The 14,167-nt window shown below is 38.5% G+C and carries 11 protein-coding genes; all 11 read right to left on the bottom strand.

Annotation, left to right across the window (positions count from 1 at the left end):
* Positions 1-24: 24 nt before the first annotated feature.
* Positions 25-3,627 (bottom strand): type IIG restriction enzyme/methyltransferase, encoded by a 3,603-nt coding sequence (locus G500_RS0121540; RefSeq protein ID WP_027004041.1) that lies wholly within the window; start codon positions 3,625-3,627, stop codon positions 25-27.
* Between the two features lie 27 nt (positions 3,628-3,654).
* Positions 3,655-4,254: a hypothetical protein gene (locus G500_RS0121545; protein WP_027004042.1), complete on the bottom strand. Its 600-nt coding sequence runs from the start codon at positions 4,252-4,254 to the stop codon at positions 3,655-3,657.
* A 281-nt stretch (positions 4,255-4,535) separates the two neighbouring features.
* Entirely contained in the window at positions 4,536-5,141 is a 606-nt protein-coding gene (locus tag G500_RS0121550) for an FMN-binding negative transcriptional regulator (protein ID WP_027004043.1), read from the bottom strand.
* A gap of 10 nt (positions 5,142-5,151) precedes the next feature.
* Complete coding sequence (locus tag G500_RS0121555; RefSeq protein ID WP_027004044.1) at positions 5,152-5,826, bottom strand: ABC transporter ATP-binding protein; 675 nt, start codon at positions 5,824-5,826, stop codon at positions 5,152-5,154.
* 17 nt (positions 5,827-5,843) lie between these two features.
* Positions 5,844-6,908, bottom strand: coding sequence for a lytic transglycosylase domain-containing protein (locus tag G500_RS24585; RefSeq protein WP_051204026.1), 1,065 nt, complete (start codon positions 6,906-6,908; stop codon positions 5,844-5,846).
* A gap of 114 nt (positions 6,909-7,022) precedes the next feature.
* Positions 7,023-7,475 (bottom strand): type I restriction enzyme HsdR N-terminal domain-containing protein, encoded by a 453-nt coding sequence (locus G500_RS0121565; RefSeq protein ID WP_027004045.1) that lies wholly within the window; start codon positions 7,473-7,475, stop codon positions 7,023-7,025.
* Positions 7,476-7,541: 66 nt separating this feature from the next.
* Positions 7,542-8,651, bottom strand: coding sequence for an aminotransferase class V-fold PLP-dependent enzyme (locus tag G500_RS0121570; RefSeq protein ID WP_027004046.1), 1,110 nt, complete (start codon positions 8,649-8,651; stop codon positions 7,542-7,544).
* Positions 8,652-8,658: 7 nt separating this feature from the next.
* The gene (locus G500_RS24590) at positions 8,659-10,908 is read right to left on the bottom strand and encodes a protein-disulfide reductase DsbD family protein (RefSeq protein ID WP_051204029.1); all 2,250 of its coding nucleotides are present in this window, start codon (positions 10,906-10,908) and stop codon (positions 8,659-8,661) included.
* A gap of 338 nt (positions 10,909-11,246) precedes the next feature.
* The gene (locus G500_RS0121585) at positions 11,247-11,648 is read right to left on the bottom strand and encodes a hypothetical protein (protein WP_027004047.1); all 402 of its coding nucleotides are present in this window, start codon (positions 11,646-11,648) and stop codon (positions 11,247-11,249) included.
* Between the two features lie 163 nt (positions 11,649-11,811).
* On the bottom strand, positions 11,812-12,966 hold the full coding sequence (locus tag G500_RS0121590) for a sigma-54-dependent transcriptional regulator (protein WP_027004048.1): 1,155 nt from the start codon (positions 12,964-12,966) through the stop codon (positions 11,812-11,814).
* Between the two features lie 188 nt (positions 12,967-13,154).
* Positions 13,155-13,895, bottom strand: a complete 741-nt coding sequence (locus tag G500_RS0121595) for a proline and serine-rich protein 1 family protein (protein WP_154657276.1) — start codon at positions 13,893-13,895, stop codon at positions 13,155-13,157.
* Positions 13,896-14,167 lie beyond the last annotated feature (272 nt).

The following is a 14,167-nucleotide window of genomic DNA, read 5'->3' on the forward strand; positions in this document are numbered from 1 at the left end:
AATTCGTTTTTTAGGATTATTACTTTACGATTTCTCCACAATTTTTATCTCCTCCTCCGTCAAATCGTAAAGTTCATAGACCAAGCGGTCTATTTGGGCTTCGAGTTTGCTGGTGTCTTGTCCTTTTTCTTTTTGGACTAATATTTGCTTTACTAATTTTATTATTTTGTTTTGTAAATCGGTACTTGGTATAGCGATAGGAATTTTTTTCATATAAGGAATATCAAAGCGAATGTATCCGCCTGAAAGATGTGTATTTTCAAAGTAATTTTTATACCAAAAATTAATTATTTTAGAGTTTAATAAAGCCAACAAAAAATAAGGCTTAATTTTTTTATTAATATTAAAAAGAACGGTTGATTTACCGACAAAACATTGTTTTTGGTCAATAGCAGCCTGCAAGCGTAAGGTCATGCGTGCAATAACAATTTTTTCTTTTGTTTCAAATTTTGCAATGGCATTATTTGAAAAAATTTCACGAGGAATGTACTCCTTTTTCCAATCTATAACGTAGTTTTTTATGTCCCTAGTTTGAATAATAGGAGCATATTTTTGTTTTTCTTTATTATCTAATTGTGTGTATTGTTCAGCGAGAATTTTTTTCTTACCGTAACCACTTTGCGAAGTTCCCCAAATCATATCGCATAGTGTAGCTAATTTTACTTTATTTAATTCTATCTTTCCAATAACTACCTGATTGACATTAGCAATAATTAAGTATTTACCATTAGCAATAATATCATTTTTACGAACTAATAAAGTTTCCTGACCAATATCTTCTATGGATTTACACTTGCTGATTCGTACAGGATAGTTACCATTTTTTTCTTTTCTAAAAGACCACACAACCGTATAGGTAGCAGCCTCATCAAAAACTTTGATGTTAGAAATATCATCTATAAATTGTATAATAGTGTTTTCAACTATAAAACGTCTTATTCCATAGCCTGCGTCAATCGATAAAAATTGAGTTGGATTAATATAGCAAAAGTGAGCTTTTTGATTCATAATTATATAACTTAATTCAATAAAAAATTGATATAAATTAGGTCTTGGAGATTCTTCTAAGGTTTTAAAATTTTGTAAATGCGTTATTTGAGCTTTATCAATTTCCCTATAATCCACATACGGTGGATTTCCAATCACTACATCAAAACCCACAAAATCGCCTTCCTCATTTAGCACCTCGGGAAACTCAAAACGCCATTCGAAGGCATTTTCATAGATGGGATTGCTTTGCATTTCTTCTATTTCTGCCTCTATTTTATTGATTTCCTTTGTTAGTATATCAATTTTTCCAGCTTTCTCCTTTTTCTCTTTTTCGCTTTCCCCAAAAACGGCAGTTTGGTTTATTAGGATAAAAAGTTCCCCTTCGAGCTTGCTTTTTTTGATAAGTTTGGGGTCTTTTTTAGCAATTTCTGTTCTAACATCTGATTTAATATCCGAAATAAGGCGTTCCATTTCCCATTTTTGCTCCTTGTTTTCGGCATTTCGGTAGGTGGAAACGGCTTTGCGGTAGCTCTCTATTGTCCATTTGCTCTTTTTGAGAACCTGCTTAATATCGGCATCTAAGGCAAAACGACTCACCAAAGAATTGCCACATTTGATATTTATATCAATATTAGGCAAAGTTTCGAGTTCATTTATATTTTTGTAATAAGCATTTTTTAAAAGTTCAATCCACAAACGCAGACGGCAGATTTTAACCGAATTAGGGTTAATATCTACACCAAAAAGACAACTTTCTATAATGCTTTGCTTTTCATGAAAAATAGTTTCCTGCACTCTTTGGCTTTCAGGGTCTTTGGGTTTGTATTCAAATATTTCCCCATCTTGGTTCATAATGCTTAGTTCGTCGTTCTCTACTTTGATGTGGTAGCGATTGAGCGATTTTCCATTTTTATCTTCCAATATTTTTAGTTCGCTTTTTATTTCAATAATTTCATTTAAAGCGGATACTAAAAAGTGTCCCGAACCTACGGCAGGGTCGCAAATTTTGAGGCTATTAATAATTTGATTGGCTTCTTTTCGGTCTTCTATTTTGTCATAAATCCCGTTTAAGTCCTTGCAATTCCACTTTTTGACCTCATTAAATTTTTGTACAACTGCCTTTCGGATAGTTTCCTTACACATGTACATCGTAATAAAACCGGGCGTAAAAAATGAACCATCTTTGTAACCATTTATTTTTTCGAAAATCAAACCCAAAACTGAAGCCGAAATCAAGGTTTTGCTTTCTTCTCTAATCTCGCCTTTGCCCTCTGTGCCGAAATCGTAGGCATCAAGAAACCCGAAAAGGTATTCGATAGTTCGCAAATTGCCTGTTTTTTTGTTGCCTTGTCGGTCTTTGAGAACGGTTTGCGAAAAAACGGGAATGGTCTTTTCGCTATTTAAACCATTGATAAACAAAGCGTTATGTTCTAATTCAGTAGGCTCAAAAAGCGAAGAATTGAGATAAGGCACTTTCTCGAAAATCGTTTTTACATCTTCATTTCTTTGATGGTGCTGACGAGCCAAGACTTGAAAAAATAGACTATTGAGGTCGTCATAGTTTTTAATTTTATCTAAATTCAAAAAAGAATATGTTTTATCGCTTTTATGATAAGAAACAAGTTGTGCTTCTAATAGTTTTAAAAATAAAATTCGATTTATCCAAGTGATACTTAGCTCGATTGCTACATTAAAAAGCCTTTCTTGTTGCGTTGCACCAAAATTTTTGGCATGGGGCAATCGCGTCAATTTATTGAGGCTATCTAATTGGCTAATAGCTTCTTCCAAAATAGTACCCGAATTTCTTTCGCCTTCTTTATTGCGTTTTATCAGTTTTTTGCCGCTCTCTTTCACCTCCGTAAGCCCCAAAATATGCAAAAGTTCGTTGTAAAAACCCTTATCGAGGCTGTTGCTGTCGTTGGCAAAAGGCAATTTGAGCAAATGTTCGGGCGAAAATATTTTGTATAAAGGCATTAAATCCAGTTCCTTTTCTGCCTCTTGTAGGGCTGCCCGATAATCTTGCAGGTTGAAATAAGCAAATTCTATTTCAGAATTGATATGATTAATAAAAGGTTCTGCAATTTGTTTGTAGAAAAAGTCTGTTTTGCTATTTGCCAAACGTCCTTCTTCAAAGTCATTAAATTGTTTTACAAAATCTTTATTTTGTGCAAATGTCTTATCAAATATTTGCGCATCAAAAATAAACCACTCATTGATGTTTGTTACAATCAAATGTTTTAGCTCAATATTTTTGTGCGTGATTTTTTCTCTCAAATAGTACAAAACTAATTCGTGAAATGCTTTTTTATTTAGATTGTCTTTTGTAACCATTTCGGCTTTGTTGGTCATTTTTTTGACTTCGATGATTACGCCGACATTAGATTTGGCATTTTGTCCGTTGTGAATCACAAGGTCGTTTCGCCCTTTGGTATTGATAAAATGATTTTGTTTATAGTAAGCATCTTTAAAAAAATCTGAAATTAGATTTTTATGAAATTCCTCACTTTCTGTTTCGCTGCACCCATCGAGCAAGAGAGCAAGATGTGCCTTAAAATTGTCCATTTCGGCTCTATTGGGCATCATTCTTAGAAAAGCGACACTCAAAGTCTGACGAGGGTGCAGGGGTTTTAATATCATTTTGGTTATTTAAAATTTTTATTATTTTTATTTAAACTTTAAAGAATAAAAGGCAGGCTGCGACAATTCCTTAATTTGTTCCAAAGAATTGGCAAGAAAAAAGCAGTAAGCATCGCCCAAATCGTCTTTATGAATGGCTACAATCAGGCAGTATTGGTAGGATTGTCCAAATTCTTCTTCTAATTTTACTAAGGTCGTTGCACCCCAATCGGCGTTGAACTCTGCCTTTACCGCTTGGGTATCGAATTCTACAATTTCTGTGGTTTGTCCTCCCGAAATATTCAAAGCCGTAACTTCCAGCAGCGAAGCATATATCGTATTGGGATTGATATTAATTTCGCCTTGTTTTTTGTTTTTTTCTCTTTCACGATAATTTCGCAACAAGCCCTCCAAAGGTCTGATAGCAAAGCGAACTTCAAAATTTTCCTTTTTGTGTTTTATTGCATATTCATAATTCATTTGTTTGTTTTCTATAATTTTTGTTGGCTTAAAACCTACGGGACTTTCAAAAGTTAGCCCTGCATTATCAAGCAAACCTGTAAATTTTTTCGGCAACTTGTTTGGTGCAAAGGAAGCGAGCATCAATAAAAGTATGCCTAAGCCCAGTTTTTTGATTTTTTGTGTCATCTTTTTTGTTTTTTATTTCAAAATAAAGGAAGATATGCGAGTTTTTACCGAAAAACGACCTTAGCGACAAGGTCTAAAAAACGTCGCTTTGCCAATCACAACAAAGATAAATAAAAGGCACAAAACTGCAAAATCATACCTCACTTATTTTTTTAGTTTGGTTAAGTCTAAAAAAATAGATAATAGAAAGTAAGCAAAAAATAGTTGTTTATTCTAAATTCTTTATAGTCTTATTTTCTTTTGAGGCTTTGGGAGTATCGTTTTATTTGTCATTTTTTACTTCAAACCTTTATACCTTGCATCTGTAAGTTTTTTATCAATTCTCTATAATTTGGGTTTGCGTTTTGTAACATCTTTTGAAGTGCTTTTTCTCTATCGGCTTCATTTTTATCCTGTGAAAGTTTAAGCCTTACTTCATATTTTTCAATCTTAACTGCAAAAGCAGTAATGTAATTTTTATATCTTTGCATTTTTTCGTTATCTTCTGATAAAATAAAGGTATTTTCCTTTTTGCCCTCAAAGGAGGTAGTTTGTGCAATAAGCGAGGGTACAATTTGTGTAGGGGGCAAAATTTCGGCTTTTCCCCAAACCTGCGCTTTTATGTAATTCCAAGTGGGCAACTGTTGGGCAGAGCTATAATCCTGTGGCGAAATGTAGGTATCGGCAAGGTGAAAATGAAGCAAAATTGGGACTTGGCTTAGATGGCTTGCTTGTGGATTTTGTTTGTCTATGTGTGCCAAAAGTGTATCATCTTTTAAAATAAAAGGAAGGGGAGTGCTGTATATTTCGCCTTCGAAATAAGTAATAAACGTGGCTAAGGGACTTGCTTTTACAATTTGAGCCAAAAAATCGAGGTTTTCGAAATGATAGTGTGAAGAAGGGTACATGGTCTTTCAATTAAAGCATGGAATTATTTACAATATGTCCATCAAAAAGATGAACAATTCTTTCGGCGAAGTTTGCATTTTGGCGTGAGTGTGTTACCATAACAATCGTAGTCTGGTTGCTGTGCAGTTGGGTAAAGATGTTCATTACTTCCTGCCCATGCTGAAAATCTAAATTTCCCGTAGGCTCGTCTGCCAAAATAAGAGGCGGCTCACCGACGACGGCACGCGCCACTGCCACGCGCTGCTGCTGCCCACCTGCGAGCTGGGAGGGATAGGCATGCCGCTTGTGTGCAATGTCCATCTGTTCCATAATAAGTTCAATTTTTTGCTTTCTATCCTGTGAGCGAAAACGCTTGTAAAGCAAAGGTAATTCTATATTTTCATAAACTGTTAGTTCTTCTATAAGGTTGAAATTTTGAAATACAAAGCCTATGTATTCACGCCTTAAAAGGGTTCTTTCTCTTGATTTTAAGGCACTTACCTTTTTGTCCATAAAAAAAAGTTCGCCCGAAGTAGGCATATCCAATAAGCCTAAGATATGCAGGAGGGTAGATTTTCCACAACCCGAAGCCCCCATGATAGCGACAAATTCGCCCGTTGAGATGGTGAGCGAAATGTCTTCTAAGGCGCGTGTAGGTACTTGGGTATCGGTATAAATTTTACTTACCTTTTCTACTTTTAACATAAATCATTCATTTTCTTTTACTCTTTTTCAAAAAATACTTCTTCTTGTTCGCTCTTTAAGCTATCTTGAAGCGTATCGAATTGAAAATGATTGCCATTTTGTTGGCGTAGTTTTGAAAGAATTTTATCGGAATGTAGCGCAGGCGGATTGGTTGGAATTTTTATTTCATAAACTTTATTATCCTTGTTTGTTAGTTTTGAACTAATAAGCCAAGGATTGTGATATTTCAAAGTTTTGTAGCTCATATTAAAATACCGCGCAAAGGTTACTAAGTCCTGAATGGTGCTATCTATTTTCACGACTTGATAAGCGACTGGCAAGTAATGTTTACTATTCTTTTCCACTTGAAAGCCATATTTATCGGGATTTTCCATAATTTCTTTCATTGCCAAAGCGCGATAAATGTAACGTGCCGTTTCCTGATTGAGATGCACGTCATAGTAGGAAAATAGGGCTTGTTTGCGCAGGGAAAAGCGCATGCCTCCCATACCGTTGTTGTAGGAAGCGGCGGCGTTTGTCCAGTTGCCAAACCGCTTATGGGCGCGTTTGAAATATTGGGCGGCGGCGCGTGTGGCTTTTTCTAAGTGAAAACGCTCATCAACTTCTTTACTAATTTCCAAACTAAATTCTTTGGCTGTGGCGGGCATAAATTGCCAATAGCCCTCTGCTCCTGCGGGCGAGCGCACATTTTCCAAATCGCTTTCTATGACAGCAATGTATTTGAGGTCTTCGGGCAAGCCCTCCTCACGCAATATTTTTTCTATGAGAGGAAAAAAACGTTGAGCGCGTTTTAAAACTAAATTAGTAGAAGAATGACGAAAAACATTGATATAAAGCTCTTTTTCAAAACTTTCTGCTACTTCTGGATTTTCCAAAGGGACTTCTTCACCGCAAAAGGAAAAGCTATCGGGCAGGGCAATGTGATAGTTGGCAGGAATCGTAACGCCTTGATAATCAAGATTCTGTGCGTTCTGTTTTTGTAGTTTTTCATAACGCTCCAATAAAAACCAAGCCGCAAGCGTTCCTAAAATAATCAGGCAGGTGCCTGTAAGTAGAGTAGGTAGGTGTAAATATTGCTTCATTTTTTGTTTTTATATACAAATAGTCTTGCAAAAAGTCGTTGCAAGATACAAATTAAAAGGCGATTGCGAGCCGTTTGGAAAGTGAAAATTAGAATTTCAGAGGTAGTTATTTTTTCAAAGGTAGGGAGGCAGGTTGGAAAGTGGAGCGTAGCCCTTATCAGTTTTGGAAAGAATGAAAATTTTTAACCCATTCGTAACCAAAATATAAGGTGCTTGCAAAGAAAGGTTGTAAGATAGAATTTGTTGAAAACTATCAGAGCTAATTTTAATATGACTGGCTTTACATTCCACCAACAAAAAAGGGTCTTTATTTTTATCAAATACCAACAAATCGTATCGCCTTTGTAGGCTCAATTTTTGGCTACTTTCCAAACTCATCATACCCTTAGGATAGCCACAAGCCATAAGCCACTGTACTACATGCTGCCTGACCCATTCTTCGGGCGTGAGGAGCAGGTGCTTTTTTCGCAATAAATCTATGATGTAATATTTTCCTTCTTTTTCATAAATTTGTCCCTCTTTGTTTAGTTCAAGAGCGGGAAGATGGAGGGCAGGAAAAGCAAACATATACGATTTGGGTGGTAAAGAAAAATTGAGATGGCGACACCGAAAAAGTATCGCCTTGTGTAGCCACTAATATTTCAAAATCAGGTCTGCCAATTTTTCGGCTAACTCCTTCGAGTGGCTTGGGAAATTAGCAATTCTAATCTGACTTTCTTTGTATTTCCCATAGCCCTTTCCTATGATAAGTCCTTCATTTTCAAATAGTTGTAAGATTTGTGAAAGACTTTTTTGACTTTTTTCAGCCAAAAAATCAGCCACTAAAACGGTTTTAGAACGGTGTGCAGGCGCAACGAAAGGGGTGAAAAGTTGGCTTCTTTCAAGTGCGTCGTAGAGCAAAGCCGCCTTGTAATTGGTTTCCTGACGTATCGTTTTGATGCCTCTTTCGAGCATATCGCCACAAACTTTTCCTAAAAGATAGATGCCCAACACATTAGGCGTTTCAGGGGTTTGGTGGTTTTGGGCTTGCGAAAGCCAATCTGGAAGGGCGTGATAGCTACCAATAGAACTACCTTTTTCTGCCAACTGTGCCTGTAAGGTTTTTGCTTTTTCTAATACTTTTTCCGAAAAAATCCAAACGCCTAAGCCCGCAGGTAGTCCGAATCCTTTTTGTACCGAAAAATAAAGCCCATCAAGGCGCGTAAAATCAGGCGTGTAGTAGGGCAGCGAAGAAACGGCATCTACTTGAATAAGTGCAGTAGGATATTGCTTTTGACACAAAGCCATTAAATTTTCATCAAAACTTACACCACTGCTGGTTTCGTTTTGAATAATGGCGAGCATTTCGGTTTGGCTACTGTCATTGGCAGGCTCACCAAAATTTTCTGCTTGAAAACCTTTTCCAAAAGGAACTTCTATTAGACTTGTATTTTTACCTAACTTTTGTGCAAAATCAGCAAATTTTGAGGAAAAAGAGCCATTTACCAAATGCGTGCAGTGCAAGGCTACTGTATTTTGGATAATGCGCTCCCAAATTTCATTTGCCGAACTTGCAAAGACGAGGTGGAAATGGTCGGGAATGGCTAAAAGCAGACGTAAGTTTTTTTCCGTTTCTGCATAAATATCTTTAAAAGTTTGACTTCTATGCGAAATAGAGGTAAGTTTTTGGCGCAAAGCAGACCGAAGGTGGTCGGCTACGGAAGGGTAAAGTTCGGAAGGACCTGGGGTGAGATAAAATTTCATCGCTTTTTTATTGGGCAGCGTTTAATATTTTAAAGTTGTTTTTTGCAGTTTCTAAAAAGTTGATAAAATTGCTCACTTTCTCATCATACGCCGTCGGATTGGCAAGCAAACGCTCATCTTTGGGATTGATGATGACATAGTAGGGCTGCGAAGTGGTCTTGAAACGCTCTGATTGCAGGTTGAGATTGATTGAACCTATCGTTTTGAGGGTTTCGCCCTCTGCATTTTGTACCCAATCGCTTTGTTCGGCTTCTTTGCGCTCGTCTGCATAAAGGGCGACAACTACAAAATCTTCTTTGAGCGCACGCAATACCTGTGCATCTGCCCATACATTTGCTTCCATTTTCCTACAATTTACACAACCATGTCCTGTGAAATCTATGAAAAGCGGTTTGCCTGCTTTTTCGGCAGCGGCTAAGGCTTCTTTGTATTCGAAGTAGCCTTTGATGCCATGCGGCAGATGTAAGAAATCGGCGTATTTAGCATTAAAGCTTTCCTCTTTGGCGGTTTGTGATGTTGTACCATTTGAAGCAAAAGCGAACATGTTTTCCTTTTGTGGTGGCAGATAGCCCGACAATTCTTTCAGGGGTGCGCCCCAAAGACCGGGCAGCAGATAGAGAAAAAAGCCAAAGGCGACAGTGGCTAAGAGCAGGCGCGTGATGCTCAATTTTTCCATCGCGCTATCGTGTGGTAGGCGAATCTTGCCCAAAAGATATAGCCCTGTTAGGAAAGAAATGGCTGCCCAAATTGCAATAAAAATATGCCTATCTAAAAGCCCCCAATGATAGACTTGGTCGGCAACGCTCAAAAATTTGAACGCTAAGGCTAATTCTATAAAACCCAAAACTACTTTGACCGTATTGAGCCAGCCCCCCGATTTGGGAAGCGAACTAAGCCAAGAAGGAAATATCGCAAAAAGGCTAAAAGGAAGGGCGAAAGCTGCCCCAAAAGAAGCCATACCCAAGGCAGGACGCAAAAATTGCCCATCAGCCGCCATCACCAAAAGGCTACCTACGATAGGAGCGGTGCAGGAAAAGGACACCAAAACCAGCGTAATTGCCATAAAGAAAATACCTCCTAAGCCGCGATTTTTGTCTGCCTGCGCGTCCATTTTATTGACGATAAAGGAAGGAAGTGTAATTTCGAATGCGCCAAAAAAAGAAATCGCAAAAATGATAAAAAGCGTAAAGAAAAAGAGGTTTGGAAACCAATGTGTAGAGAGAAAATTTGCCGCATCTTCGCCCAATAAAGCCCCAACGCCCACGCCTATCAGTGTGAAAAAGGCGATAATAGAAAGCGCGTAAATAAGTCCCTGCACGATAGCTTTTGCTCTGCTACGGCTGCGTTTGGTGAAAAAAGCCACCGTCATGGGAATCATCGGAAAGACACAAGGGGTGAGCAAAGCCAGCACGCCGCCTATGAAAGATGCCAGAATAAAGCCCCAGATGCTTTCCTGCGTCGCCTCCTGATTGAAGGTAGGGTTTAAATCTAAGGTAGGATTTTTAGAAGTGCTTTGATTGTCAAAGTTGCTATTTTGCTTGCCTTCGCCATTTTCTTCTACCGAAATGGTATCGAGGGGGGCGAACTTTTCGCCCTCTGTATCGGCTTGGGTGCTGTTTTCGGCTTTGTTTTCTACCTCTTTTTCGCTGCTTGTTTCTGTGCTATTTTGAGTGGTTTCTTGTTTTGTGTCGGATTTTAGGGTCAGATTTTTGGTGGCGATATTAAACTTTTTGCTACCCTCGATAACGGCATTGAGGATACACATGCCTGTTTCATCTGAACAAACTTGAAAATAAGGCTCTACTACAATCGTAGTTAGTGGTTTTAAAACTTTAATTTTTTGTCTAAATTCGGCAGTTTTTGTAAAATAGGTATATTCGCCTCCCCAAAGGTCGTCGTATTTTTTCTTGGGTGCCATGGGCTTTATTTTTCCAATAAGCTCGTAATCGCCTTGTGGTTTGAAATTAAATTCGGAAACAATCGGACCCAAGGCGGGGTCAAAGTCGGTGGAATAGAGATACCAACTCTCTTTGATTTTTGCTTTTAAAATTACTTCTATTTCATCTCCAATTTGGTACTCTTTCTTAGAAAAGTCGAAAGTCCATTTGATGAGGTCGGCATTGTCTTGCTGTGCCGAAAGCGGAACAAGGGAAAAAGCCCAAAATAAGAGAGGCGCAATTAGGCGCGTCCAAAGGCTTAGAGACGGTTGTTTTTTTGGGGCAGGCTGCCCAAAGAAGCGGATTTTGTTCTGCGTCATACAAATATTAGGAAAGTTTGGAATATTCAGATGTTAGCTTTTGCAAAGGTGCAAAAAATAATACCGTCATGGTCATTTTATCACCCTAAAAGTGCTGTTTTTAACAAAAAATGAGGAATTTAGAAATTGCAAGCCCAAATAGAAAGGCGATTTGGTAGCTTTTAAAAGAAAAACAAGTTCCATCTTTTCAGTGATGAAACTTGTTTTGAAAAGAGATGTAAAAAAATCGTGTAGGTTTATCCAATACTTAGCAAAACGGAGTAGCGAAATGAATTAGATAAATAGTAAAGTAAATAAGAGATTTTCGTAAAGGAAAAGAGATAAAAGTAATGGTAGGTTTAAGAAAAAAGCCATTTTTTGGCTTCTTCGGGGTCGTTGAAATAACGCGGTGCGTCATAGTTTTGCGCAATTTCGTCTTCTTCCATCATTTGTTCTACCGAAACTTGCGAAAAGACATCGTCGGCTACTACAAACGCCATACGTTTGAGGCAGGTAGTGCGCGGTGCAATTTCTTTGGCTACCCATTCTTGTACTTCTACGGGAATGGTATAGGCTAAAATAGAAGTATCTACCAAAAGTTTATCAGGTAGGTACTGTTCTACGGCATCAGCATAGACGCGCATGTTTGTTTTGAAGTCTTCCTCTTCCATGCTTGCGCCGTCGTTGTAGTAGTAGAAATGAATAAGCCCTGTTTCGGCGTAGTAAAAGAGGTGGATAAACGGGTTTTCGTAAATTTTCATAAGTTTGGAGTTTTAGTACGCGAAATTTTTACGGACGAAAAATAAATAAAAAAAACACACCAAGCAAGCTAAAAAAGATATTTTTTTTCTTTTTTAGACTTACAAGATGCGTCTTTTGCTTTTTTTATGTTAAAACTACAAAAAGTACAAAAACAACTTTTTCTTAGGCGTACTTAATAACATCTTCTTTGCTAATTTTATTACCACACATAATCACAAGCCGCTCCACGACGTTGCGAAGTTCGCGGATATTGCCCGTCCAAGGCATTTTTTGCATCTGACTAAGGGCATCAGCAGAGAAAGACTTTTTGGGTTGTCCGTATTCTTGTGCAATTTGGTCTAAAAAATAATCGACCAGCAGGGGAATATCGTCTAACCTTTCGGCTAAGGCAGGCACTTTGACCACAATAACGCTCAAACGGTGGTATAAGTCTTCGCGAAAGTTACCCTTCTTGATTTCCTCTTTGAGGTCTTTATTGGTGGCTGCCAATACGCGCACATTGACTTTGATTTCTTTATCGCCCCCTACGCGCGTGATTTTATGCTCCTGCAAAGCGCGTAAGACTTTGGCTTGTGCCGAAAGGCTCATATCGCCAATTTCGTCTAAAAAGAGCGTTCCCTTGTCGGCTTGCTCAAATTTGCCAATGCGCTGTTTGACGGCAGAGGTAAAAGAGCCTTTTTCGTGTCCGAAAAGTTCGCTTTCTATCAATTCGGAGGGTATGGCGGCACAATTTACCTCGATGAGTGGGTATTTGTTGCGCTCACTTTTTTCGTGTAGCCAACGCGCCACTAATTCTTTCCCCGAACCATTTGCACCCGTTATCAAGACACGCGCCTCTGTGGGTGCTACCTTTTCGATGGTTTCCTTGATTTGCACAATCGCTTCCGAATCGCCTATCATATCGATGCCTTTGGCGATTTTCTTTTTGAGCGTTTTGGTTTCGCTCACCAAGTTCGACTTCTCTAAGGCATTGCGAATCGTAAGCAGCAGGCGATTGAGGTCTGGTGGTTTTTCTATAAAGTCAAACGCGCCTTTTTTGGTACATTCTACGGCAGTCTCGATGTTGCCATGGGCAGAAATCATAATAAACTGCGTATCCTTGCCCAATTCCATCGCTTTTTGCAATACTTCTACGCCATCTAATTTGGGCATTTTTATATCACAAAGCACGACATCGAAGTCGGCAGTGAGTACCATATCCAAACCTTGTTGCCCATCTTTGGCTTCCTCTACGGCATATCCTTCGTATTCTAAGATGTCGCGTAGGGTGCGTCTGATGGCATTTTCGTCATCAATAATTAAAATTCGTTTAGACATAGCAGTTTTTTAAGTATAAAATAAAGCCAAGTGCCGCCCTTGTTGGGGTATGCTGCAAAGACAATCGAGCCTTTTGTGTCAGACAGGAGCGGCACAGTTAATGATTTGCAAACAGATTTCTAAACAATTTAGATTTGCAAATAATTTAAAAGGATTTTGACGCTACAAAAAGTAGCATTTTAGGTACGCTACTGCGCTTTGATAAAGGCAGCTAAGGCATTTTTCGAGCGCGAAAATTTCAAGATAAGATTGGCTTCTTTCTCAAAATTTTGCTTGTCTTGCGTGCGTCCGTACAAAAACTTAAAAAGTGTAAGTTTGTTGTCGTCCATAGAGAGTAAAGAGGCTAAATCTGCCGCTTGGGAGGCAGTCAGACATTGCGAATTGAAGCTATTTTGCGCCACCGTAACCTTATCTTCGTCCATGAAGGCTTTTCGGACTTTTTCTTTGAGGTTCACAAATTCATCTTTTGTAATGACACTTTGGCAATTGAGGGTTGCCTTCAAGGGCTGGTTTTGTTTGCCTACGCTGGTTTCGCTGCCTTCTTGGGCAGGTATGGGTTCTATGTCGTTGGGGTCTTGGTCGGAAAGGGCTTTTTCCACTTCGGCAAAGGCATTTTGTAGGCTTGCGCCTGCGCTACTGCCGTCTGGATTGTCGGGGTCGCCTATCTTGACTTTGCCCTGATGCTCAAATGCGCCTGCGCTATTGCCTTCCCAAGTTTCGTTTTTCACCAAAGAGTCATTGATATAGACTTTGTGGCTCATATTGGCATCTGCTTCATACTGCCCTGTGCTTTCCATCGTGATTTGGGTGTTGCCCCCACAACTGGTAAGTGCCACACTCAAAAAGGCTACGCCTGCACAAAGGCGAAGGGTAGTCAGCGGATTTGATTTTTTTAGAAAAAAAGAAAGGCGAAAAGGTGAAAATATCATATCAAAAGGGTAAAAAATAAAAAAAGAAATATTGAGAGCGGGAGCAACAAAAAAGCAAAAGACACACAAATTTGTGAAATCTGTGACTAAGATACAAATTCTAACGAAATTCTAATCCTTCGGTTGGCAAGTTTCGAGGGCAATAGTGGAAAAGGAACAGAAAAAAAGGAAATGCGACAACTTAAAACATCAACTTAAAACATCAACTTAAAACATCAACTTAAAACATCAACTTAAAACATCAACTTAAAACATCAACTTAAAACATCAAC

The sequence above is a fragment of the Hugenholtzia roseola DSM 9546 genome (genome assembly GCF_000422585.1).
GTDB lineage: Bacteria > Bacteroidota > Bacteroidia > Cytophagales > Bernardetiaceae > Hugenholtzia > Hugenholtzia roseola.

Excerpts from the sequence above, each read along its gene's own strand:
- G500_RS0121590 (WP_027004048.1), bottom strand. The coding sequence starts at position 12,966 with ATGTCTAAACGAATTTTAATTATTGATGACGAAAATGCCATCAGACGC.
- G500_RS24585 (WP_051204026.1), bottom strand. The coding sequence starts at position 6,908 with ATGAAGCAATATTTACACCTACCTACTCTACTTACAGGCACCTGCCTG.
- G500_RS0121570 (WP_027004046.1), bottom strand. The coding sequence starts at position 8,651 with ATGAAATTTTATCTCACCCCAGGTCCTTCCGAACTTTACCCTTCCGTA.
- G500_RS24590 (WP_051204029.1), bottom strand. The coding sequence starts at position 10,908 with ATGACGCAGAACAAAATCCGCTTCTTTGGGCAGCCTGCCCCAAAAAAA.
- G500_RS0121565 (WP_027004045.1), bottom strand. The coding sequence starts at position 7,475 with ATGTTTGCTTTTCCTGCCCTCCATCTTCCCGCTCTTGAACTAAACAAA.
- G500_RS0121595 (WP_154657276.1), bottom strand. The coding sequence starts at position 13,895 with ATGATATTTTCACCTTTTCGCCTTTCTTTTTTTCTAAAAAAATCAAAT.
- G500_RS0121545 (WP_027004042.1), bottom strand. The coding sequence starts at position 4,254 with ATGACACAAAAAATCAAAAAACTGGGCTTAGGCATACTTTTATTGATG.
- G500_RS0121540 (WP_027004041.1), bottom strand. The coding sequence starts at position 3,627 with ATGATATTAAAACCCCTGCACCCTCGTCAGACTTTGAGTGTCGCTTTT.
- G500_RS0121555 (WP_027004044.1), bottom strand. The coding sequence starts at position 5,826 with ATGTTAAAAGTAGAAAAGGTAAGTAAAATTTATACCGATACCCAAGTA.
- G500_RS0121550 (WP_027004043.1), bottom strand. The coding sequence starts at position 5,141 with ATGTACCCTTCTTCACACTATCATTTCGAAAACCTCGATTTTTTGGCT.
- G500_RS0121585 (WP_027004047.1), bottom strand. The coding sequence starts at position 11,648 with ATGAAAATTTACGAAAACCCGTTTATCCACCTCTTTTACTACGCCGAA.